Raw genomic sequence first — 1,497 nt, 5'->3', positions numbered from 1 at the left:
GCTGGTCGTAGCTGATGGTTTTCAATCCCGCTTCGGTGGGCAAACCGATGCGCCCTCCAATGAGGTCTGTGTTCGGCAGAGTGCACGCTAATACTTTCGCAATTAAGGTGCGACACTGCACATTATTCACCGCTTCACCGCCCCATGCATTAAGTGACGGGAAACGATTGGGGTTGGTAATAAATTCTTCACACCCTTTTAAGATCCGCGCGTATTCTGGCGGTAGGGTTTCTACCTTACCGCTTCGAAGCAACCGGCGAGACTTGAATCCGATCTCAAAAGGCGTCTTAGGGTTCCGCGCGTTCTCTTCTTCAACGACACGTTGATACAATTCAATCAAATCCAGTTTGCGAGCCTTACGCTTACGGCGATACTGCGCATCGTAACTCGATTTATCGAGCGGGGGAGGGGAGGAGTCGTGTCCAGGCGTCTTCATAACATTCACCGTCCACGTTTAAAACACATAGCACTTCATCCCGAGGGATAAACAAGCGGTGTGATTGAGAATGTGTTGTTTGGGCTTTAGCCCACGCCAAGGCTGAGTCAAAGGAGTCATATTTTGAGGTCCAACAGTTTTTAGAGCTGTTCGGATTGGTCGTCCAAACGGTGAAATTTCAACCTATCTCAACCGAGAAAAGAAATCAAACGCTGGTTTTTTAGACACAAAAAAGCCGTCTACTGTTGGGGAGACGGCTTTTTTGCAAGTGCTATATGGTCAGAGTACCACCTCTAACACACTCTAAATCTTAGAAAAAACACACTACATAGGGCACTACTGGTTAGCAGCCAATGTAGTGTGTTTTAACCTTAACGACCTAAAGCAAGTATAGCGCAGCGTCGCCTGATATTTCAATCTTTAAGTAACCTTGTGGTTTTTCCCTTTACATAATCTAAATAATACGCACGGATAAAAAACCGATAAATAACAAAAAGATAACAAATAACCTTAGAAAAATTTATAGCACATTGAGGGAGTGAAATTAAAATAATTAATATATTAATTATGTCTAATAACAATAGCGCCAACATTAAAAACCCATTTATTTTCTTTAAAATCAGCACCTTAATTTGGTGCGTATTATATTTGTTATGTTAAATTGCAGGATTGAGAGACCCATCACAAAAGCAAATAAGTTTAATAATTCTGGGTCACTTTTGAACGATTAGAGGGTTCAGCGATATTTCAGTTTGAACTCGGTCGTTTCGGTTTTTCTTAATTGAAAAGGATTTTGTATGAATTTGAAATCAGAATGTAGGGTTGATAACAAGGAAGTCGGTATCGCTTTTAGTCTTTCAGCAAACGCGAATAAAACGTTAACGCTATCGGCGAAAAGAGCAGAACGGGCCAAAAAGCGCGAAGGGAAACTTCGATTAGAAGATCATCTCAAACGTTTTCCCAATTGGTCGCTGTAACGAATGATATTGCCGTCTGAGATCTTATTTCAGATGGCCTCGAAGGTGGGCTGCCTTCACGATTGCAAAAAGCGCCGCAGAGGG

The 1,497-nt window shown here is 42.3% G+C and carries 1 protein-coding gene and 1 pseudogene; one reads left to right on the top strand and one right to left on the bottom strand.

Annotated features, from left to right (window positions below; genetic code table 11):
* Positions 1 to 436, bottom strand: a pseudogene (locus ACED59_RS24430) (hypothetical protein); the annotation flags it as partial.
* A 797-nt stretch (positions 437 to 1,233) separates the two neighbouring features.
* Between ACED59_RS24430 and ACED59_RS24425 the strand changes: the two are divergent.
* Positions 1,234 to 1,413: a TraY domain-containing protein gene (locus ACED59_RS24425; RefSeq protein ID WP_016800598.1), complete on the top strand. Its 180-nt coding sequence runs from the start codon at positions 1,234 to 1,236 to the stop codon at positions 1,411 to 1,413.
* Positions 1,414 to 1,497: the final 84 nt, after the last annotated feature.

This window comes from Vibrio sp. FF266, assembly GCF_041439695.1.
Lineage (GTDB): Bacteria > Pseudomonadota > Gammaproteobacteria > Enterobacterales > Vibrionaceae > Vibrio > Vibrio tasmaniensis_A.
Note: the sequence above shows the minus strand (reverse complement) of the source record. Positions and strands in the feature narration are given on the sequence as shown.

What these genes read in the sequence shown, in the direction of transcription:
- ACED59_RS24425 (WP_016800598.1), top strand. Translation starts at nt 1,234, where the DNA reads ATGAATTTGAAATCAGAATGTAGGGTTGATAACAAGGAAGTCGGTATC.